Below are 21,511 nucleotides of genomic sequence, written 5' to 3'. Positions count from 1 at the left end.
TCTAAATAATAGAAAAATGGACTTTAGTTTGTAGTTTATCTATTGAAATGTTCTATAGATTACTATGTGTATACAGTTTTTTGCATTCTTTTTTATATTTTTGTATTTTTCTAAAGACAACAATGAAAAAATGGAATAAAATATGTAAGGGTACATAATAGTAAATATTTTAATAAACGCATATAAGAAAATAAATAATGAAGTGAAACTTCTATCAGTGGATCATTACGTTAGAAAAGGAAGGGTGTGGAATATGCCAGATTTAGTGAGTGATGTAAGCCATTATATGAATTATTTAGTGACGAAACGAAATACTGTTTCTAGTAATATTGCAAATGCGAATACACCTGGCTATAAAGCACAAGATGTAACATTTGCTGAGCAGATGAATAAAAGTAGTGCCTTATATAAAAATAATGCGGCTGATTTAAAGAGCAATCCAGATTTATATCAAACGAATGAAATGCACTTACCGACAGTAAATACGAAAAATACATATGCAAAGATTCAAACAAAATCAATGCAAACGAATAAAGACGGAAATAGTGTGGATGTAACGACAGAAATGCTAGATTTAATGAAAGCAAATCAGTTATACGGTATTTCAATTAACGCAATTAATACACAATATGCAATTAACCAAGCGGCACGCGGACGTTAAAAGTAGAAGGAGAGACAACGGATGTTTCAGGCAATTAATGCAAGTGGCTCAGGGCTAACGACAGCGAGAAAGTGGATGGAAGTTACTTCTAACAATATTGTAAATGCAAATACGACGGCGGCTCCGGGGGCAGATTTATATGAGCGTCGTAGTGTGGTGTTAGAATCAAACAATAGTTTTGCAAGTATGTTAGATGGGGCTCCTACTAATGGAGTAAAAATAAAAAGTATTGAAGCAGACAAAACGGAAAATTTAGTGTATGATCCGACGCATCCGCACGCAAATGAAGAAGGATATGTACGTTATCCAAATATTGATGTAACTGCTGAAATGACGAATGTAATGGTTGCTCAAAAAATGTATGAAGCGAATACGAGTGTATTAAATGCGAATAAAAAAATGCTTGATAAAGATTTAGAAATCGGCCGAGGATAAGGGGGAAAATCGTAATATGAAAATTCAACCAATGTTACATACACAACCATTTGGAGCAATTCAGTCAATTGGTGCACCGAAAACTTCTCAAACATCTGTAGCTCCGGAGAAAAAGTTTATTGATTTATTGGAAGATATGAATCAAACGCAAAACAATGCACAAACAGCAGTATATGATTTACTAACTAAAGGGGTAGGAGAAACACATGACGTTTTAATTCAGCAAAAGAAAGCTGAGTCTCAAATGAAAACGGCTGCTCTTGTACGTGATAATCTTATTGAAAATTATAAGTCACTAATTAATATGCAAATTTAGGAAAGTGGACGGGTGTGTTTAAATGGAAAAGATGAAAAATGTTATCCAATCGTTAAAAACGTGGCATAAGTTAGTAATCGGTGCTGCGCTTTTAGCGATTGTAACAGGAGCACTTTTATACTTCACCTTGCCAGATAAATATGTTGTTGTATATCAAAATTTAAATGATGCAGATAAACAAGAGATTACAGCAGAATTATCGAAGTTAGGTGTCGATTACCAATTAGCGGCCGATGGTTCAATTCGTGTGCAAAAGAATGATGCTCCATGGGTTCGAAAAGAAATGAATGGGATGGGCTTACCGTTTAATTCGAAAAGCGGTGAAGAAATTTTATTAGAAAGCTCTCTCGGTTCAAGTGAACAAGATAAAAAAATGAAGCAAATTGTCGGTACGAAGAAGCAATTGGAACAAGATATTGTAAGAAACTTTGCGACAGTTGAAACGGCAAATGTTCAAATTACATTGCCTGAAAAAGAGACAATTTTTGATGAAGAAAAAGCGAAAGGAACAGCGGCGATTACGGTTGGAGTGAAACGTGGACAATTGTTAACGGCTGATCAAGTTGCAGGTATACAGCAAATGATTAGTGCAGCGGTTCCTGGTGTGAAAGCAGAAGAAGTAAGTGTTATTGATAGTAAAAAAGGTGTTATCTCAAAAGGGGCAGATGAAGCACATTCTAGTAGTTCCTCTTCTTATGAGAAAGAAGTAGAGATGCAGCACCAACTTGAAGGTAAATTAAAGCAAGATATTGATGCAACGTTAATGACGATGTTTAAACCGAATGAATATAAAGTGAATACGAAAGTATCTGTAAACTACGATGAAGTTACACGTCAGTCAGAGAAGTATGGTGATAAAGGTGTACTTCGTAGTAAACAAGAGCAAGAAGAAAGCTCTACTGCGCAAGAAGGGGCAGATACGAAGCAAGGTGCTGGTATTACAGCGAACGGTGAAGTGCCAAACTACGGTACGAACAATAATCAAAATGGTAAAGTTGTCTACGATAATAAAAATGGCAACAAAATCGAAAACTATGAAATAGATAAAACAGTTGAAACAATTAAGAAACACCCAGAATTAACGAAAACAAATGTTGTTGTATGGGTAGATAATGATACGTTAGTAAAACGAAGAATTGATATGACTACTTTCAAAGAAGCAATTGGAACAGCGGCAGGACTTCAAGCTGATCCGAACGGTAACTTTATAAATGGTCAAGTTAACGTTGTAACTGTTCAGTTCGATCAGCCGAAAGCTGAAAAAGAGAAAGAGCCAGAAAAAAGTGGTATGAACTGGTGGTTATTCGGTGGAATTACAGCTGGCTTATTAGCAATCGGTGGTCTAGTATGGTTCTTATTAGCAAGACGTAAGAGAAAGAAAGAAGAAGAGGAATATGAAGAATACTTAGCAGAAGATGAAATTGCTGCAAGTAATGAAAGTATCTTGGAAATTCCTGAAGAAAAAATAGTGCCAGAGCCAAAACCTGAACCAGAAGAACCGAAAGAACCAACGTTAGATGAACAAGTGCAGGATGCTACGAAAGAACATGTAGAAGGTACTGCAAAAGTAATTAAAAAATGGTTAAACGGACAGTAAGGGAGGAACAACGATGTTAGATGAAATCTCCTCCAAAGAAAAAGCTGCCATCCTCATTCGTACATTAGACGAAGGGGTGGCAGCAAAAGTCATTGAATATATGACAGCTGAGGAAAAAGAAGTATTACTTCGTGAAATTGCGAAGTTTCGTGTATATAAACCAGAAACGTTAGAGAATGTACTAGGAGAGTTCTTATATGAACTAAATGTAAAAGAATTGAACTTAGTCACTCCAGATAAAGAGTATATTCGTCGTATATTTAAAAACATGCCAGAAGACGAACTGGAAAAATTATTGGAAGACCTTTGGTATAACAAAGATAATCCATTTGAATTCTTAAATTCACTTACAGATTTAGAACCACTTCTTACAGTGCTTAATGATGAGTCACCACAAACAATTGCAATTATCGCTTCTTATATTAAACCGCAACTTGCGTCTCAATTAATTGAGAGATTGCCAGATCATAAGCGAGTAGAAACGGTAATGGGTATTGCGAAACTAGAACAAGTTGATGGTGAATTAATTAATCAAATTGGTGAGTTGTTAAAAACGAAATTAAATAATATGGCATTTAGTGCAATTAATAAAACTGATGGCTTGAAAACAATCGTAAACATTTTAAATAATGTTTCACGAGGTGTTGAAAAAACAGTCTTTCAAAAACTGGATGAAGTCGATTATGAGTTATCTGAGAAAATTAAAGAAAATATGTTTGTCTTTGAAGACTTACTTGGTCTTGAAGATCTTGCGCTTCGCCGTGTATTAGAAGAAATTACAGATAACGGTGTTCTTGCGAAAGCACTTAAAATTGCAAAAGAAGAAATTAAAGAGAAATTATTTACATGTATGTCTTCAAACCGTAAAGAGATGATTCTAGAAGAATTAGATGGCTTAGGACCGCTTAAGATGACGGATGCTGAAAAAGCGCAGCAAACGATCACTGGTACAGTGAAAAAGCTAGAGAAAGAAGGAAGAATTATCGTTCAAAGAGGTGAAGAGGATGTCCTTATTTAAAAACAGAATTCCGAAGAATTCTGTTTCTTTTTCTGAAGAAACGTATGAATTACAATTTCCAAAACCAGCTTCAGTCCAAATAGAAGAGGAAGAATTACAAGCAGATCATGCAGAGCTTCGCGCCCAGCAAGAATCATTACATATGGAAATGAATCAGCTAAGGCAAGAGCAGCAAATGCTAGAACGAGAGCGTCAGCAGTTATTACAAGATAAAGAACAATTTCAAATGCATATTCATGAACAAATGGAACAGATGGAAGCAGCGCGTGTGCAGTTTCAAAAAGAACAACAAGAAATAGCATATGAATGGACAGAGTTATTATGGGATCAATCATTTCATTTAGCAGAAAAAATTGTGAATCAAGCGGTAGATTCACGATTGCTTGATGTGCTACCTATTTTAACTGGCATCGTGCAAACATTGCCAACTTCGTTTGAAAAATTAATCATTACAGTACATCCAGAAACGTTTGAACGTATTCAAGAAGAGAAGGAGAATACGAAAGAATATTGGTTACTACAATTAGTAGAATGGAAATATGATTTCTCCCTGCAGTTTGGTGAATTTGTTCTGGAAGAAGAGAAAGAGTTCTTTGAATTTAAATTTGCACCTATATTTGCGAAACTTCGTCAGAAATGGGAAGAAGAGAAGTTATTTGAGGAGCAAAATGTATGAGCCGCCTGTTAATGAATGAGAACGAAAAATGGAATAAGTTCATTGAAACACCGCTGTATACGAAAGTAGGCAAAGTTCATAGTGTACAAGAACAGTTTTTCGTAGCAAAAGGGCCGAAAGCGAAGATCGGAGATGTTTGCTTCGTTGGAGAACATAACGTCTTATGTGAAGTGATTGCCATTGAAAAAGAAAATAATATGCTACTTCCATTTGAACAGACAGAAAAAGTATGTTATGGAGATTCAGTGACACTAGTTTCAGAAGATGTTGTTGTACCACGTGGTAATCACTTGCTCGGAAAAGTGTTAAGTGCAAATGGTGAAGTGTTAAATGAGGAAGCTGAAAACATTCCATTACAGAAAATAAAACTAGATGCACCGCCTATACATGCATTTGAACGTGAAGAGATTACCGATGTATTTGAAACAGGAATAAAATCAATTGATTCTATGCTAACAATTGGTATCGGTCAAAAGATTGGTATTTTTGCTGGTTCAGGTGTTGGTAAATCAACTTTACTTGGAATGATAGCAAAAAATGCAAAAGCTGATATAAACGTTATTAGTTTAGTAGGAGAACGTGGCCGGGAAGTAAAAGACTTTATTCGAAAAGAGTTAGGCGAGGAAGGGATGCGAAAAAGCGTCGTTGTTGTAGCGACGTCAGATGAAAGTCACCTTATGCAACTTCGTGCAGCGAAACTCGCAACGTCTATTGCTGAATACTTCCGTGATCAAGGCAATAACGTATTACTTATGATGGACTCTGTTACTCGTTTTGCCGATGCACGAAGAAGTGTTGATATTGCTGTTAAAGAGTTACCGATTGGTGGTAAAACACTGTTAATGGAAAGTTATATGAAGAAGTTGTTAGAGCGGTCTGGAAAAACACAAAAGGGATCTATAACAGGTATTTATACGGTACTTGTTGATGGGGATGATTTAAATGGTCCTGTACCAGATTTAGCACGTGGTATTTTAGATGGACATATCGTATTAAAGCGTGAGCTTGCAACGCTTAGTCATTATCCTGCAATTTCAGTATTAGATTCAGTAAGTAGGATTATGGAAGAAATCGTTTCACCACATCATTGGCAACTTGCAAATGAAATGAGAAAGATTTTATCAATTTATAAAGAAAATGAATTGTATTTTAAGTTAGGAACGATTCAAGAAAATGAAGAAAATGCTTATATTTTTGAATGTAAAAATAAAGTAGAAGGCATAAATAGATTTTTAAAGCAAGGCCGATCGGATAGTTTCCCATTTGATGATATCGTTGAAGCGATACACCATATAGTATAAGGCCTCTGCCCAAGAGGTCTTATTTTTTGTTTTTTAATATTTCACAGATTTTTTTGGAAAAAAACTATATAATAGAAAAAGAGAACGTTATAATAGGAAGGGGCTATGAAAACAGGTGGATAAACAGCAGTACGACACAATAAAATTGCAAATAAATCAAGAAAAAGAGCATATTTTAAAAGAAGTGTATGAATTAACAGCTGAAAAAAGAAAAATAGAACAAAAAAAAGAATATGATTTATATGTTGTGAAATCGCGTAGTAAAGTCGTACAAACTGGGCAACGTATTATGGCTGGCATGCTTTCTTCACATACGTTTTCACCTGAAAGAATAGAAGAATGGAATCGAAAAATTAAAAAAACAGAAGGTTTTATTCAAAAAAATGAAAGCCTTTTAGAGCAAGTAAAAGAAAAAGAACGTGTCATTGATGAGATGTATCAAGAAGATTGCAGAAAGCTTGCGAAAGCACAAGAAAAGCTGGAAGAAAAAATGCTTCTGGATTTGAAAATGTGTATGAATGGATGAGGTGAATGTAGTGATACAGTCTGTATTACCGGTGCAACAAAGTTTACCTCCGCAAAAAGAAAAAGGGCTAGAAGTACAATCGAAAAATGAAGATTCTTCATTCGATCGTACGATGAGAATCGAAAATAAAAAGCAGCCGAAAACGGAGAAAACGAAACGAGAAGAAGCACCAAAAGAAGAGAAAAAAGAATATAACCTTTCTAAACCATCGGTAACGAAAGAAGAACCAATTGTAAAGAAAGAAGAAAAAAAAGAGACAGAACAGTTGTTATTAGCTGTATCTGAGCAAATGGTTGCAATTGAGCAATTACATGTGCAGCCGGAATTGTTATATCAATACATACAAAAAATACAAGAGCTATATAAAGAATATGGCAATATTAAACTTAATGAATTACCTGCAGCTGAATTACAACAATTACAAGAACTTCTTTCAAATATGAATATCAAAAATGCTATATGTTTAGAAGATACAATACAAATGGTATTAGACAAAATGAAGATGCCAGAGCAAACGATGCAAGCATTGAAGGTTGTAGAAACAGAAACTTGTAATATTGCAAAGGAACAAGAAGAGTCTAAAGAGGTAGATCTTCCGAAACTTGAGAGCGATGATGCAAAGGTAGAGTTGCCAGAAGTTGATGCATTAAACGATTCGAGCTCTGCAGGTGCAGAATTATTAAATAAAACGACGAGTACCGAACAAGTAGGGAAATCAAATAGTGGTGCTGAGAAAGTTTCATTACCTGACTTAGGAAAGAAAATGGAAGCGCAAGTAGAAGCGCTGCAAAAATTTGTAGTGAAACAAGAACGTGTTTTATTCCAGTTAAATCCAGAAAAACTTGGTACATTAACAGTGTTTATGAAAAAACACGGAGATCAAATTGACGTTCACGTAGAAATGGAAAAACACGATGCGAAAAAACGTGTTGAAATCATTTTTGATGAATTGAGATTAAAGTTAAAAGAAAAAGAAATCAATATTCAAATTAGCTATTCAGATAAAGATGAAAATCGTAAAGAACAGCGAGAACAAGAGCAAAGGCAAAAACAAAAATTAGCAAATACAAATCATGAAAAACAACAATCAACAGAATTTGCGGGATTATTGGAGGAATAAAGCGTGCCAACAGTTGGATTAAATACAACGAGTACAAATCATATTCCGTTACAAGCAGGAGCGCAAAAAAGTAATGTACCTGTTAATGGTGTACAATCGCCAGTGCAACAAAGTAATGGAGTTTCGGCAGGAGCGCAAAAGACTCCTGGGGTAATGGGGAAAGATGATTTCCTAAAATTATTTTTATCAAGTTTCCAACATCAAGATCCATTTAATGCGATGGATATGAATCAAATGATGAATCAGACAGCGCAGTTATCTCTTATGGAACAAGTACAGAATATGACGAAAGCAGTAGATAAGCTGCAATCAACGATGTATTCAACAGCACTTGATGGTGGAATGAAGTTTTTAGGGAAATACGTAAGAGGTGTTGACGGCGAAGGAAACAAAGTAACTGGTCAAGTAGAGACAGTTCGCCTTGCAGAAAATAACGATGTGCAGCTCGTTATTAACAATAAAGTTGTATCTCTTCGTTTCGTTGAGAGAGTGTCTGATAAACCGATTGGAGAAACGAATCCAGAAGACGCAAAGAAAGACGATCAAAAAGTAACTGAAGAAGTAAAAACTACAAATTCATAAGGAGTGTCCATACGTTATGATTAAAGCGTTATATACAAGTATTACAGGAATGAATGCAACACAAAATGCATTAAGTGTAACTTCAAATAATATTGCCAATGCACAAACAGTAGGTTATAAAAAACAAAAAGCAATGTTTGATGATTTACTATATAACAATTCGATTGGTGCAAAAGGTGACGGTAAATACGCCGGAACAAATCCGAAAAGTATTGGTAACGGTGTGAAAATGAGTGGTACGGTTACGGATTATAGTGATGGTACAATTACGTTAACAGGTGGTAAAACACAAGCGGCAATGGAAGGTAATGGTTTCTTCGTTGTGGGTGATTCAAAAGGCGGAAATATGGAATTTACTCGTAAAGGTACGTTTGGGATATCTTCAGATTACTATATTACGAATACTGAAGGTCAATACGTATTTGCATACCCTGCAAATGAGGCAACTGGTGAAGTTGATTTATCTGGAATTCCAGGACCGTTGCAAATTCCAATGGGAACAGCAATTGGTGGTATTCGAACATCGAAAGGGACAATTAAAGGGAATATTCCAACTGGTGAAAAACAAATTACACAAGATTTACCTGTATATGATAATGCGGGGAATACATGGACAATGCGTGTAGAGTTTAAACAAACGAGTGAACATAACTATACATATAAAGTACAAATGCGTAATGACTCGAAAAAAGAAACAGAGTTTAAGGATGTTCCAGGTGCAGGTGGTAATATGACATTTGATGCTGTCGGAAATCCAAATCCGAAAGAGCAAGGAGCCAATATTCCATTTGACGGTGGCTCTATAAGATTAGACTTAAGTCATTTAACAAATCATCCAACAGATAAAACATTATCAGTAACAGACGTAGATGGTAGAGCAGCAGCGACGGTTAAAGATTGCTTCATTGCTGACGGTGGATATGTAATGGTAAAATATTCTGATGGAAGTATGAAATCTGCAGGTCAATTAGCTGTTGCGATGTTCCCGAACGAAGGCGGACTAATGAAAACAGGTAATGGTAACTATACAGCGACGAATACAACAGGTATTTTAGCTCTTGGTGCATCTGGTCAAAATGGTGCAGGTAAAGTACGCGGTGGTGCACAAGAAGGTGCAAACGTAGATTTATCTGTAGAATTCGTTGACTTAATGTTATATCAACGCGGATTCCAAGGAAATGCGAAAGTTATTAAAGTTTCAGATGAAGTATTAAATGAAGTTGTAAACTTAATTCGATAATATATCGCATGGAAAAAATGTAATGGAGTAGAAAGGGTTTTTTATTCGTATGACAAGACAAGAGCGAATTTTACAATTGCCTTTTTTCGAAAATAAACGTGAGCTTGCTGAGCAAGTATTAAAAATAGAACGAGAAGAGCATGTATATTTACCAGATCAATTTGAAATTAAGCAAGTGCCTCCGTATTCATTTGGTGAAAAACAAGCAATCATTGGCCGTATCCATGAGTTTTATTTCATAAGTGTTGGTAGCGACACTGTTTGGAAGTATCAACTGTTTAAGGATGAGATGAAGTGTCGTGAGTTTTTTGTTATGTTGCCAAATATTACGGATCAGCAAATAGCGTTTTGGTTTAATAACATAGAGTTATTGAAAGGTTCTTAAAAGCACTTTTTAGGTTTTGAGAGAGGACCTGGCGATGTTTTGGAGCGGTTAGTGCCTAATAGAGTCCCGACCGATGTGTAAGACCAGAGATATGTAGAGTTACTAGAGTAGTATGGTAGTGTAAGAAGTGGTAATATAAAAGAGTTTTAAGTTAATTTAAGGTAGTTGTAGTATACAATTAGACTGAATTTCTATAAAAGGAGAGGTGAGGAGGATGGCGCAAAATAAGTATCGCGTTACATTCATTTCGCCGAGTGAGGTTGAGCAGCGGACTGTAATGGCGGCGAATAGTTTGCCAGATTTAATTCGTAAAGTAGAAAGTATTATCGCAGATCCAAACGGTTATTTTGTGAATGATAAAAAAAATAATTGTTATTTTAAAGTGATTAAAGAAAATGTTACGTTTATTCAATATGAGTTACTATTTTCGGATAAGGAAATTCATATTGAAAAATTAAAACATATAGCACCGGTAGTATTAAAACGATTATTCGAAGAAATAAATGACCCGGAATTATATGCACTTGCGCTACTTGATGTTGATATAGCAACGAAAGAATATGTGCTAGCAGAAATGAATTCTGAGCTGAGAATAAGAGTAGAGACGGAGCTTTCGAAAAAATGGGAAGCAATGCCGACCGAAATTGTAGGAGCACAAGAAGTGTTATTAGAGGCACTTGCTTCGTTTATACAAGATTAATTGTTTTTTAATAAAATGAATCGTTCGACTATCTATATTTTTTATATAGGTAGTTGACTTTTTCGCTTTTATAAAGCTTAATAATTAGATATACGGAATTAATGGAAGGGGAGCGACACCTTTATGTCACAAGCACAAAGTATTTTATTAGAAAGCGGAACAAATGAATTAGAGATTGTTACGTACACTGTTGGTGAAAACCTATTTAGTATTAATGTAATGAAAGTACGTGAAATCATTAATCCATTCCCTGTTACAACTGTGCCAGAATCTCATCATGCAGTTGAAGGTGTTGTTCAAGTACGTGGTGAAATTTTACCTGTTATTAACTTGGCAATGGCTCTTAATTTAAAGTCAACAAAGCCACTTGATCAAACGAAATTTATCATCTCAGAATTAAACCAAATGAAAGTTATTTTCCGTGTTGATGAAGTGCATCGTATTCAACGTATTTCGTGGGAACAAATTGATGAACCTGCTTCATTATCTATGGGACTAGAAGAAACGACATCTGGTATTGTAAAACTAGATGGAAAAATCATCTTACTATTAGATTATGAAAAAATTGTATGTGAAATTAGCGGCACTGGTTATGACAATAAATCAATTGCAGGATTAGAACAAAAAACAGATCGAGCTGAAAAAGTAATTTACATTGCAGAAGATTCAGCGATGCTTCGCCAAATATTAGAAGAAACATTATCATCAGCTGGATATACGAAAATGAACTTCTTCAGCAATGGTGCAGAAGCGTTAGCACAAATTGAAAAATTAGCGAAAGAGCAAGGCGAAAAAATGTTTGAACATATTCACTTGCTAATTACGGATATTGAAATGCCAAAAATGGATGGACATCATTTAACGAAAGTGGTTAAGGATAGTGAAGTAATGAATCGTTTACCAGTCATTATTTTCTCTTCATTAATTACAAATGAATTATTCCATAAAGGTGAAGCTGTAGGAGCAAATGCTCAAGTAAGTAAGCCAGATATTCAAGAGCTAATTGGTTTAGTTGATAAGTTAGTACTTTAAAAGTTTCTATTTAGCCGGAATAGAAGCTCTAGCCAAGTGTTGAGCGGTCAGTGCTTAATAGAGCCCTATGCGATGTTGAGATATAGGTAACTAGAAGAGCTGGTGTATAACATTTTTCTATTTAGTAGGAATAGAGGAACTACTTATGTAAGGAATTTTTCAGTGCTTAATAGAGTCTCATGCGATGTGAGTTCAGAGGTATGAAGTAGTTTTAGGTAAGAAGAAGTGAGACTTCGATTGAGGATTTGAAGACTGGGTTTATAACTCTATTCTGTTAGAGAGAGGAAGGAATTAGCCAATGCTACATATGGCTAATTCCTTTTTAGTATTCTATACTTTAAGCTGGTAGAAAAATGAAAGGTTTCTGGGATGTTTGGTGCTGTATGTATGAAAATTCTTCATTTGAAGATTTTTGATTTAAAAATATAAGCAAACGCATTTTCAATGGTTATTTTATTAATATTTCGTGGTAGCGCAAATTTTTTCGGTGAAAAAATATTCAAAATACCATATAATATAATTAAATGTAATTAATATGCAATTTTGCATATTAATAAAAAACATTTTCCAAATTTTTATACTTTCTATACATTTTTGTATGTTTATTATTTGACAGATAATTTCGAACTGTTATAATATGGATATGTAAAAATTGCTATTTTCTTAAAAGACATGGGAGTCAGATGAGAATTGTGAAAGGATGAGGGGGAGTGGCACAGATTATGTATCACCACACAGCAATTAATGTATTAGGTCTTTTACAAAACATGTCAAATAATAAAATGAACGATATGCAACTAGAGGTGGAATTTAAAAAAATAGAAAAAGAATTCCAAGTAAAGTATGAAGAATTAGTTGATTTACATAATAGAATGGTATTATTTCAAATAGATATAGAAAAAAATGGCGGGATGCGAGCATATGAAAAATCAGCAATTACATGGCTGAAATCTGAACTAGAGCTACTGTATGAAGTGTATCAATTTTGTCAGCGTCACGGTTTAAACATTTTAAATATTTCAAAATACGTAAGTAAAAATGAACTAAATCTTTTTCCAAAAACAGAAAGTCAATTGCAAAATACGTATTATAAATTGAAAAAACGTGAAATACCGTTTGAAAATATTGAAAAACAAAAACCAGGACGAAAGAGAAAATATATACCAGTAAAAGAAACAATCGTTGCAAGAAAACAAAAAAATGAGTACGAATTAAAAGAAGAAATCCAGCATAAAGAGGATGAAAAAAATCTTGTAACAGTTATATCTGGTATCGTTGATAACTTTGAAACAATTAATCAATGTAGTGAAAGGAAAGAAGACGAACTACATCAGTTTATGGAAGGTATTTATAAGCTTTCTAGCATGGCAGCAGGGCGTTCTAGAGAAGCAAAGAATACACGTAGCTTAGAAGGTGAATTGCAGTCGTTACAACTAGAAAATGAAAGGCTAAAACGAGAGAAAGAAGAGCTTGTACAAGACATTAAAGGCATGACGCAGCTTTTAATTCATTTCATTACAAGTTCTGATATCGATCAAATTCGTAAATTACCAACTTTCGTACAAGATTGTAAAATGGAATTACATAAACTAGGGCTATATAATGCACAAGACGGTAAAATGAAAATAATGGTTGATCGTAGTGGACAAGTTATGACCGTAACACAGTAATAAAATTTGGGTACAAAATAAAAGGGAAATACATAGTTTATATGTATTTCCCTTTTATTTTGTATGGAATCGTTCCAAAGATGGAAAATGAACTTTTACGATTGTAGTAGTTTAGAAACCATTTGCGGAATTTGATTTGCTTGTGAAACCATACTAAGCGCAACTTCAGTTAATAATTTGAACTTTAAAAAATCACTCATTTCCTGCGCCATATCCGCATCTTCAATTCGAGATGCAGCATCTGTTAGGGCCATACTTTGGCTATTTAAATTTTCAATATTAAACTGTAAACGATTCATCATAGCACCGAGATCAGCACGATGAAGTGATACATTTTGTAAAGCCTCTTCAATTTTACGAATTGCAGCTCTTGCTTCTTGTTCTGTTGAAATCTTGATGTCGTGTTGTGCAGGGGAAGGGGGAATATGTTTCGTCATATTTATTGTATGACCGATATCGTCTAATGTAACAGGGCGGTTTTGACCACCAAATACGGATAAATCATTAAACTCAGTCGTCTCGCCAATATAGCCAATTTGTTCTGTTAAAGACTGAAACTCTTTATTCAGCGAATCACGATTTGCATTTGAATTTGTACCGTTTGAGGATTGAACGGCTAAATCACGCATACGCTGTAAAATATTCGTCACAGTTTGAAGGGCAGCTTCCGCCGTGCGAAGCATCGATATCGCATCCTCATTATTACGAATCGCCACACGCATACCACTCGCTCTCGCATGCATACGAGTCACAATTGCAATATTAGAGGGATTATCAGAAGCAGTATTCAACTTCTTACCAGTCGCCAAATGCTCCATCGCAACATTCATACGCTTCTCATTCTCATACAACGACTGCCTAGCATTCATACTCAAAACATTTGTACCAATACGCATAATAGACACTCCTTATAGATTGATATAATCAATATTCAAAAGCTAATAAACGGCTATGAAGAGAAAAAGAGACTTATGCTCACTTTATCTTTTTGTTTTCATACACGGAACGAGAATAAAATAGGCCCTGACCGCTACTAAATATGGCTAGAACTTCTCTTTAAGCTAAAAAAATCTTTCAATCTATCTATATAGAAAAAATAAACCTCTCCGCAAGCAGAGAGGTTTATTCTGGAAACTAGCTCAAATGGCTTATTGTAATAATTTAGAAACCATTTGTGGAGTTTGGTTTGCTTGAGAAAGCATGCTGATACCAGCTTCGTTCAAGATTTTGAACTTAGTCATTTCAGACATTTCTTTCGCCATGTCAGCGTCTTCGATTTGAGAAGCAGCTGAAGCCATAGAAGAAGATTGGCTCTTTAGGTTGTTTACGTTAAAGTCAAGACGGTTTAATGTAGCACCTAGAGTTGCACGGTTTGAAGCGATTGTATCTAATGCAGAATCAATTGATTTGATTGCAGCAGAAGCGTTTGGCCCAGATTTTGTAATATCACCTTCTTTAATCATTGTATCAGGTGTAAAAGTAGTACCGATTGCTTTGGCCTTTGCAAGATCCGGCGCTTCTTCATATGCTTTAATTTTCTCTTCAACAGCTTTAACATTTGTGTCAGACATGAAACCTTTAACTTTTTCGAATTTTGTTTTAAAGTCATCAACTGCAGTTTTAATTTCTTCAGCAGTTGATCCTCCTGTGGCAGGAGATCCTGTAGGTGCTGTCAATGCACCTAATCCAGTTGTTCCGCCAGCAGCTTTAGCTGCATCAATGTCTGTTTTAGCTGCAGCAATTTGTTCAGCTGTAATTGTAATTGTTTGATTACCCTTACCTTCAATTGATAATTTGTCAATATTTAATGCTTTAGTAGATGAATCAGCTAGATTGATATTGATTTGTTTAGTTGTATCAGCGTTATCTAGAGTTTGAATAGCAATAGATTTGTTATCGCCATTTAATAATTTTTTGTCATTAAACTCTGTGTTTTTAGAAATGTAATCGATTTGTTCTTTTAATGCAGAAAATTCTTTATCTAATGCTTTTTGGTTATCGCCAGTGTTCGTACCGTTCGCAGATTGGTTAGCGATGTCACGCATACGAAGTAAGATGTTAGATACAGAGTTTAAAGCTGAGTCAGCTGTACGGATTAATGACATACCGTCTTGTGTGTTGTTAGCAGCTACTCCTAATCCGTTTTCACGTGCACGCATACGAGTTGCGATTGCAAGACCTGCTGCATCGTCAGAAGCGTTGTTGATACGTTTACCGCTTGATAAACGGTCCATAGCGTTGCTCATTTTAGCTTGGTTTTGGCGCATGTACTCTTGCGTACGCATGCTGTTAATGTTTGTATTAATTCTCATGTTAAGAAACCCCCATTTTTTTATATTGACTTTTCTGCAAATTGAAAAACGGTAATATGCGAAAAAATCAATTTCGAGATTTATTGTAATCCTTGCCACAACGGGTGTCAACTAAAAATTCGAATTAATAAATATAAAAAAATAACAGTTTAACAATATATTCATTTTTTTATTACATAATTATTAAAAGGATTATTGCAAACTTTAAAAAAAAACTCTAATATTAGATTATCTTTGTTTACCGAAAAGGTGATATTATGATAGTTGGAAATATAGTAAAAGAAGTGCTTGCATATAAGAAAGGACAAATTCAGCAAAGGCTAAGTAGTCCACAAGCATTCGTTAGTAGTCGTTTTCAAGAGAAGTTGCAGAGTGAACCTGCGAAGGAGACGAAGGCTACTACGCAACCGGCAAACATAGAAGATATGAGTCAGCCGGTACAATCTACGAAAATAGAAGCGGTTGTTAATAAACCGGTAGAAACTATTAATAAAGTAGAGGAAGCGAGTAAGTCTGAAGAAAAGGCTGAAACGAAGAAAGCAGATGAAGTGCAAGTTGCGCAAAAAGAGTTTGAACGACGTTTCCCAGAAACGAAAAATGAGGCTGCTGATACGTGGGAATTAACGAAGAAGTATAATATTCAAAAAATACGTTCTTCAAATGAAGGGAAGTATGAGGATATTATTGATCGTGTAAGTCGTACATATGGAATTCCAAAAACGTTAATTCAAAAAATGATTGAAGTAGAGTCTAATTTTAATCCGAAAACGGTATCACATGCAGGTGCGATGGGTCTTATGCAGCTTATGCCAGCGAATGTGAAGGAGATGGGTGTGAAGAATCCATTTTCACCAGCTGAAAGTATTGAAGGTGGCGTGAAAGAGTTAAGCGGTTATTTAAAGAAAAATAACGGCGACTTAGTATTGGCGCTTGCTTCTTATAATGCTGGTCCTGGTAATGTGAGAAAGTACGGAGGCGTACCGCCATTTAAAGAAACGCAAGGATATATTAAAAAAATATTAAATATCGACGTTTCAAAATAAGAAGTTTCATATATAGAGAGAACATGAAATTTTCGTGAACATGATATGGGAGTTGGCTAGATTTGAAATTACAAGATGATATTCCGTTAACAATTTATTTTGAAATCGGAAATACGAAAAAGAAAATTGAAGATCTGCTTCATATTACGAAAGGTACATTGTATCGTCTTGAAAATTCAACGAAAAATACGGTGCGTCTTATGCTTGAGAATGAAGAGATTGGAACCGGAAAGATTTTGACGAAGAATGGAAAGATGTACGTTGAAATCGTTGAATTGAAAAGGTAGGGAAGGGGATTGTCATGAGTGGCGAAAAATTAAGCCAAGAGCAAATTGATGCCCTGCTGAAGGCGGTAAATGAAGGCGAGGAAATGCCAGCTTTCGCACAAGAAGCAGGAAAGCAAGAGAAATTTCAAGAGTATGATTTTAATAGACCAGAGAAGTTCGGTGTTGAGCATTTACGTAGTTTGCAAGCGATTGCTTCTACGTTTGGGAAACAGACGTCACAGACGTTATCAGCGCGTATGCGTATTCCAATTGAACTAGAGCCTTCAACGGTTGAGCAAGTTCCATTTACGAGTGAGTATGTGGAGAAAATGCCGAAAGATTATTATTTATATTGTGTAATTGATCTTGGTTTGCCAGAGCTTGGAGAAATTGTTATTGAGATTGATTTAGCATTCGTTATTTATATTCATGAATGTTGGCTTGGCGGAGATAGTAAGCGTAACTTTACGATGCGCAGACCGTTAACAGCATTTGAGTTTTTAACGCTTGATAATATATTCTTGCTTCTTTGTAAAAATTTAGAGCAATCATTTGAAAGTGTTGTTGCGATTGAACCGAAATTTGTAACGACAGAAACAGATCCGAATGCATTAAAGATTACGACAGCGAGTGATATCATTTCATTACTTAACGTAAATATGAAAACAGAGTTTTGGAATACGACGGTGCGTATCGGAATTCCATTCTTATCTGTTGAAGAAATTATGGATAAGTTAACGTCTGAAAATATTGTCGAACATTCTTCAGACAAGCGTAAAAAGTATACGTCTGAAGTGGAAATGAAAGTAAATCAAGTGTACAAACCTGTTCACGTTGCAATTGGTGAGCAGAAAATGACAATGAGTGAGATTGAACAAATTGAAGAAGGCGATATTATTCCGCTTCATACGAAAGTTTCGGATGAATTACTTGGTTATGTAGATGGAAAGCATAAATTTAATTGTTTTATTGGAAAAGATGGAACGCGTAAGGCGCTCCTATTTAAAAGTTTTGTAGAGTAGGAGGATCCATATGAAGCATGAAGTATCTCCCGTGTCATTAATGGGATTAGAAGATTTTGCAGGAAAGCGAAATGAAGCAGGCAAAGCACATATCGATACTGTTTCAGATATTTCGATTGAACTTGGTGTAAAGCTTGGAAAGTCATCTATTACGCTTGGTGATGTAAAGCAGTTAAAAGTTGGCGATGTTCTGGAAGTAGAGAAAAACTTAGGACATAAAGTAGATGTGTATTTAAGTAATATGAAAGTCGGCATCGGTGAAGCAATCGTAATGGACGAGAAATTCGGTATTATCATTTCTGAAATTGAAGCTGATAAAAAACAAGCGGCGCTTATGAAAGCGCAAAGTCAAATGCAAGATAAAGAGTAGAGGAGGAGTCATATGTCGTATATGACGACCTTATTTCAAGTCGTTTTACTGTTTGGTGCGCTCGGTTACGGTGCATATTATATGACGAAAAAGACGCGCAAACAGCAGTTTTTTAAGCAGGGTGAAAATGGACATATTCAAGTAAAAGACGGCGTGTATTTAAATCATCAAACGAGTGCCTTTTTATTTGAAGTGGACGGAAAGCAAGTGTTCACTGTTATTAGTAATAACGGTGTGCAGTCTGTGCAATTAACCGGAACAGGAAATCAGTTTCAACAAGCACTAGAAGACGCGGTAAAGACTGAAACGAAAAAAGTAGAGGATCCATCATGAGAATAAAGAAACAGTTATCATTATTAGCCGTTATTTTCGTATTTTCTATCGTTTTTTCAATTATTTTTGTAAATCCAGCGTATGCGGCCCCGAACGGTTTTATTAATTTCGAAAATGGAAAAGAGTTTACGAGTAATTCAAGTGTACAACTATTTGCGCTCGTTACCCTTTTATCATTATCTTCTTCTATCGTTCTATTATTTACACATTTTACTTATTTTATGATCGTTCTTGGGATTACACGTCAAGGACTTGGGGTAATGAATTTACCACCAAACCAAGTGCTTGTTGGACTTGCATTATTTTTATCACTCTTTACGATGCAGCCTGTACTCGGGCAATTGAAGAGCGATGTGTGGGATCCGATGACGAAAGAGAAAATAACAGTAAGTCAAGCTGCGGAAACGACAGCTCCTATTATGAAAGAATATATGTCAAAGCATACGTATAAGCATGATTTAAAAATGATGCTGAAAGTACGCGGAGAAGAGTTGCCGAAAGATTTGAAAGATCTTTCACTATTTACGCTCGTACCATCCTTTACGTTAACGCAAATTCAAAAAGGTTTACTAACAGGGATGTTCATTTATTTAGCGTTTGTATTTATAGATTTGATTATTAGTACACTTTTAATGTACCTCGGGATGATGATGGTACCGCCGATGATTTTAAGTTTACCGTTTAAAATACTCGTTTTCGTATATTTAGGTGGATATACAAAAATCGTCGACATTATGTTTAAAACGGTCGCCTGAAGCGTTTGATGCTATGTGATAGGAGTCATATAAATGAATACGTCACCAATTATAGATATTTTTCAAACCTTTTTTTATAAAGGGGTTATGATTTTAATGCCGGTTGCCGGCGTAAGTATGATTGTCGTTATTATCATCGCTGTCATTATGGCGATGATGCAAATTCAAGAGCAAACGCTGACGTTTTTACCGAAAATGGCGAGTATTGTCCTCGTTATTATCATTTTAGGTCCGTGGATGTTCCAAGAGTTAACGACGCTTATTTTAGATTTATTTGATAAAATCCCATCGCTATTGCGTTCGTACTAAGATAGGTGAACTGAAATGAATATGGAATTATGGGCGGCGACGTTTTTTGCGTTTTGCCGCATTACTTCATTTTTATATTTTTTACCGTTTTTCTCAGGACGATCTATTCCAGCTATGGCGAAGGTTACATTTGGGCTCGGTCTGTCGATTACAGTTGCCGATCAAGTTGATGTTTCTCATATAAAGACGGTTTGGGATGTAGCTGCTTATGCAGCGACGCAAATTGTCATTGGATTATCTCTTTCAAAAATTGTAGAAATGCTGTGGAACATTCCGAAAATGGCTGGACATATTTTAGACTTTGATATCGGTTTATCACAGGCGAGTTTGTTTGATGTGAATGCAGGATCACAGTCTACTTTACTTTCAACACTTTTTGATATGTTCTTCCTCATTATTTTTATTTCACTTGGCGGCATTAATTATTTCGTTGCCACGATTTTAAAGTCGTTTCAATATACAGAGGCGATTTCAAAATTGCTGACGACTAGTTTTTTAGATAGTCTACTCGCAACGCTATTATTTGCGATCACATCAGCGGTTGAAATTGCTCTTCCGCTTATGGGAAGTTTATTCATCATTAACTTTGTTCTAATTTTAATTGCAAAAAACGCTCCGCAATTAAACGTTTTTATGAATGCATATGTAATTAAAATTACATGTGGGATTTTGTTTATTGCGATGAGTGTACCGATGCTCGGTTATGTGTTTAAAAATATGACGGATGTATTACTTGAAGAGTATACGAAACTATTTAACTTTTTCTTAACGAAGTAGGGGGACGCGCATGGCAAAGGATAATAAAACAGAAAAGGCCACCCCGCAGAAGCGTAAAAAATCGCGTGAAGAAGGGAATATTGCCCGGAGTAAAGATTTAAATAATTTATTTTCCATTCTCGTATTAGCAGTTGTCGTTTATTTCTTCGGAGATTGGCTAGGGTATGAGATTGCAAATTCCGTAGCGGTGCTGTTTGATCAAATTGGAAAAAATACAGATTCAACCGAGTATTTTTATTTAATGGGGATTTTATTACTGAAAGTATCGGCTCCGATATTAATACTCGTATACGCTTTTCATTTATTCAATTATATGATTCAAGTCGGCTTCCTATTTTCTTCTAAAGTCATTAAACCGAAAGCGTCACGTATTAATCCGAAAAACTATTTTACGAGACTGTTTAGTCGTAAAAGTTTAGTAGATATTTTGAAATCACTATTTTATATGGGATTAATCGGTTACGTCGCTTACGTTCTCTTTAAAAAGAATTTAGAGAAAATTGTCAGTATGATTGGATTTAACTGGACTGCATCACTTACTGAAATTATTAGGGAAATTAAATTTATTTTCTTAGCAATTTTAATTATTTTAATCGTTCTTTCTATTATTGATTTTATTTATCAAAAATGGGAGTACGAACAAGATATTAAGATGAAAAAAGAAGAAGTGAAACAAGAGCATAAAGATAATGAAGGGGACCCGCAAGTAAAAGGGAAACGAAAAAACTTTATGCATGCAATCTTGCAAGGAACAATTGCGAAGAAGATGGATGGCGCAACGTTTATTGTAAACAACCCGACTCATATTTCGGTCGTACTTCGTTACAATAAACACGTTGATGCAGCACCAATTGTCGTTGCAAAAGGGGAAGATGAGCTCGCGTTATATATACGAACGCTTGCCCGTGAACAAGAAATACCAATGGTGGAAAACCGTCCGCTTGCTCGTTCTTTATATTATCAAGTCGAGGAAGATGAGACGATTCCAGAAGATTTATATGTAGCTGTAATTGAAGTTATGCGCTATTTAATTCAGACGAATGAACTTGAAGTATAATAGCGCGT

At 35.2% G+C, this 21,511-nt stretch carries 26 protein-coding genes; 24 read left to right on the top strand and 2 right to left on the bottom strand.

Features of this window, described 5'->3' with window-relative positions:
- Positions 1–202 precede the first annotated feature (202 nt).
- The 15 genes from flgB to GBN91_RS07330 all read left to right on the top strand — a co-directional run bounded on the left by flgB (position 203) and on the right by GBN91_RS07330 (position 13,259).
- Positions 203–661, top strand: coding sequence for a flagellar basal body rod protein FlgB (gene flgB / locus GBN91_RS07400; RefSeq protein WP_370445031.1), 459 nt, complete (start codon positions 203–205; stop codon positions 659–661).
- Positions 662–682: 21 nt separating this feature from the next.
- On the top strand, positions 683–1,096 hold the full coding sequence (gene flgC, locus GBN91_RS07395) for a flagellar basal body rod protein FlgC (protein ID WP_000484680.1): 414 nt from the start codon (positions 683–685) through the stop codon (positions 1,094–1,096).
- Positions 1,097–1,112: 16 nt separating this feature from the next.
- Complete coding sequence (fliE, locus tag GBN91_RS07390) at positions 1,113–1,412, top strand: flagellar hook-basal body complex protein FliE (protein WP_000701670.1); 300 nt, start codon at positions 1,113–1,115, stop codon at positions 1,410–1,412.
- 22 nt (positions 1,413–1,434) lie between these two features.
- Positions 1,435–3,009, top strand: coding sequence for a flagellar M-ring protein FliF C-terminal domain-containing protein (locus GBN91_RS07385; protein ID WP_000413931.1), 1,575 nt, complete (start codon positions 1,435–1,437; stop codon positions 3,007–3,009).
- Positions 3,010–3,022: 13 nt separating this feature from the next.
- Positions 3,023–4,027, top strand: coding sequence for a flagellar motor switch protein FliG (gene fliG / locus GBN91_RS07380; protein ID WP_000883356.1), 1,005 nt, complete (start codon positions 3,023–3,025; stop codon positions 4,025–4,027).
- Positions 4,014–4,703, top strand: coding sequence for a FliH/SctL family protein (locus GBN91_RS07375; RefSeq protein ID WP_000051695.1), 690 nt, complete (start codon positions 4,014–4,016; stop codon positions 4,701–4,703). The genes fliG and GBN91_RS07375 overlap by 14 nt, the downstream gene beginning before the upstream one ends.
- Positions 4,700–6,004, top strand: coding sequence for a flagellar protein export ATPase FliI (locus GBN91_RS07370; protein ID WP_152121367.1), 1,305 nt, complete (start codon positions 4,700–4,702; stop codon positions 6,002–6,004). Before GBN91_RS07375 ends, GBN91_RS07370 begins: the two co-directional genes overlap by 4 nt.
- 115 nt (positions 6,005–6,119) lie before the next feature.
- Complete coding sequence (locus GBN91_RS07365; RefSeq protein WP_000360859.1) at positions 6,120–6,530, top strand: hypothetical protein; 411 nt, start codon at positions 6,120–6,122, stop codon at positions 6,528–6,530.
- A gap of 10 nt (positions 6,531–6,540) precedes the next feature.
- Positions 6,541–7,650, top strand: a complete 1,110-nt coding sequence (locus GBN91_RS07360; protein ID WP_152121366.1) for a flagellar hook-length control protein FliK — start codon at positions 6,541–6,543, stop codon at positions 7,648–7,650.
- A gap of 3 nt (positions 7,651–7,653) precedes the next feature.
- Positions 7,654–8,232, top strand: coding sequence for a flagellar hook assembly protein FlgD (locus GBN91_RS07355; protein ID WP_001143463.1), 579 nt, complete (start codon positions 7,654–7,656; stop codon positions 8,230–8,232).
- Between the two features lie 16 nt (positions 8,233–8,248).
- On the top strand, positions 8,249–9,472 hold the full coding sequence (locus tag GBN91_RS07350; protein ID WP_086384958.1) for a flagellar hook protein FlgE: 1,224 nt from the start codon (positions 8,249–8,251) through the stop codon (positions 9,470–9,472).
- A gap of 49 nt (positions 9,473–9,521) precedes the next feature.
- Positions 9,522–9,857: a DUF3964 family protein gene (locus GBN91_RS07345; RefSeq protein WP_000198169.1), complete on the top strand. Its 336-nt coding sequence runs from the start codon at positions 9,522–9,524 to the stop codon at positions 9,855–9,857.
- A 214-nt stretch (positions 9,858–10,071) separates the two neighbouring features.
- On the top strand, positions 10,072–10,557 hold the full coding sequence (locus tag GBN91_RS07340; RefSeq protein ID WP_000068298.1) for a hypothetical protein: 486 nt from the start codon (positions 10,072–10,074) through the stop codon (positions 10,555–10,557).
- A gap of 123 nt (positions 10,558–10,680) precedes the next feature.
- A complete protein-coding gene (locus tag GBN91_RS07335) occupies positions 10,681–11,589 on the top strand; it encodes a chemotaxis protein (RefSeq protein ID WP_000075943.1) in 909 nt (302 codons plus the stop codon).
- Between the two features lie 722 nt (positions 11,590–12,311).
- A complete protein-coding gene (locus GBN91_RS07330) occupies positions 12,312–13,259 on the top strand; it encodes a DNA-binding domain-containing protein (RefSeq protein WP_049108342.1) in 948 nt (315 codons plus the stop codon).
- Positions 13,260–13,354: 95 nt separating this feature from the next.
- Here the strand turns inward: GBN91_RS07330 and GBN91_RS07325 are convergent, their stop codons facing one another.
- Positions 13,355–14,155 (bottom strand): flagellin N-terminal helical domain-containing protein, encoded by an 801-nt coding sequence (locus GBN91_RS07325; protein ID WP_152121365.1) that lies wholly within the window; start codon positions 14,153–14,155, stop codon positions 13,355–13,357.
- A 252-nt stretch (positions 14,156–14,407) separates the two neighbouring features.
- A complete protein-coding gene (locus GBN91_RS07320) occupies positions 14,408–15,571 on the bottom strand; it encodes a flagellin N-terminal helical domain-containing protein (protein ID WP_152121364.1) in 1,164 nt (387 codons plus the stop codon).
- Between the two features lie 257 nt (positions 15,572–15,828).
- Between GBN91_RS07320 and GBN91_RS07315 the strand changes: the two genes are divergently transcribed.
- From GBN91_RS07315 to flhB, 9 genes are all read left to right on the top strand, one after another.
- Positions 15,829–16,614 carry a lytic transglycosylase domain-containing protein gene (locus tag GBN91_RS07315; RefSeq protein ID WP_063246147.1) on the top strand — a complete coding sequence of 262 codons (786 nt, stop codon included), beginning with the start codon at positions 15,829–15,831 and terminating at the stop codon, positions 16,612–16,614.
- Positions 16,615–16,676: 62 nt separating this feature from the next.
- A complete protein-coding gene (locus GBN91_RS07310; RefSeq protein ID WP_000775712.1) occupies positions 16,677–16,901 on the top strand; it encodes a flagellar motor switch protein FliN in 225 nt (74 codons plus the stop codon).
- Between the two features lie 14 nt (positions 16,902–16,915).
- Positions 16,916–17,902: a flagellar motor switch protein FliM gene (gene fliM / locus GBN91_RS07305; RefSeq protein ID WP_016117526.1), complete on the top strand. Its 987-nt coding sequence runs from the start codon at positions 16,916–16,918 to the stop codon at positions 17,900–17,902.
- Between the two features lie 10 nt (positions 17,903–17,912).
- Positions 17,913–18,272 (top strand): flagellar motor switch protein FliN, encoded by a 360-nt coding sequence (gene fliN / locus GBN91_RS07300; protein WP_000680010.1) that lies wholly within the window; start codon positions 17,913–17,915, stop codon positions 18,270–18,272.
- A 12-nt stretch (positions 18,273–18,284) separates the two neighbouring features.
- Positions 18,285–18,605, top strand: coding sequence for a hypothetical protein (locus GBN91_RS07295; RefSeq protein WP_000121178.1), 321 nt, complete (start codon positions 18,285–18,287; stop codon positions 18,603–18,605).
- Positions 18,602–19,360: a flagellar type III secretion system pore protein FliP gene (locus GBN91_RS07290; RefSeq protein ID WP_001220582.1), complete on the top strand. Its 759-nt coding sequence runs from the start codon at positions 18,602–18,604 to the stop codon at positions 19,358–19,360. The genes GBN91_RS07295 and GBN91_RS07290 overlap by 4 nt, the downstream gene beginning before the upstream one ends.
- Before the next feature lie 33 nt (positions 19,361–19,393).
- Complete coding sequence (locus GBN91_RS07285) at positions 19,394–19,669, top strand: flagellar biosynthetic protein FliQ (protein WP_001098085.1); 276 nt, start codon at positions 19,394–19,396, stop codon at positions 19,667–19,669.
- A gap of 15 nt (positions 19,670–19,684) precedes the next feature.
- Positions 19,685–20,446, top strand: coding sequence for a flagellar biosynthetic protein FliR (locus GBN91_RS07280; RefSeq protein ID WP_001055706.1), 762 nt, complete (start codon positions 19,685–19,687; stop codon positions 20,444–20,446).
- A 10-nt stretch (positions 20,447–20,456) separates the two neighbouring features.
- On the top strand, positions 20,457–21,503 hold the full coding sequence (gene flhB, locus GBN91_RS07275) for a flagellar type III secretion system protein FlhB (RefSeq protein ID WP_001030111.1): 1,047 nt from the start codon (positions 20,457–20,459) through the stop codon (positions 21,501–21,503).
- Positions 21,504–21,511: the final 8 nt, after the last annotated feature.

Source organism: Bacillus sp. B1-WWTP-T-0.5-Post-4 (genome assembly GCF_009183795.1).
Lineage (GTDB): Bacteria > Bacillota > Bacilli > Bacillales > Bacillaceae_G > Bacillus_A > Bacillus_A cereus.
This window is presented reverse-complemented; position numbering and strand designations above follow the sequence as displayed.